Origin of the sequence: Citrobacter sp. TBCS-14 (assembly GCF_005280805.1) — a bacterium.
Classification (GTDB): Bacteria; Pseudomonadota; Gammaproteobacteria; order Enterobacterales; family Enterobacteriaceae; genus Citrobacter; species Citrobacter gillenii.
On record NZ_SZWM01000833.1, the window covers coordinates 1 to 256 of the forward strand.

Sequence of the window (256 nt, forward strand, 5' to 3'; positions counted from 1 at the left end):
CATATCTGAGTGAGGCCGACCGGCGGCTGCAGGTGCAGAGCGATTTGCCCTGGTGGCTGGTCTGCCGGGGGACGATTCATAAATTCCGCTGTGTGCCACATCTCACCGGGCGGCGATTTGAGCACGGCGTGACGGACTGTTACACCCTGTTTCGCGATGCTTACCATCTGGCCGGGATTGAGATGCCGGATTTCTGGCGCGAGGATGACTGGTGGCGTAACGGCCAGAATCTCTATCTGGATAATCTGGAGGCGAC

At 59.0% G+C, this 256-nt stretch carries 1 pseudogene; it reads left to right on the top strand.

Features of this window, described 5'->3' with window-relative positions:
* Window positions 1-256, top strand: a pseudogene (locus FDX22_RS21550) (phage tail protein); the annotation flags it as partial.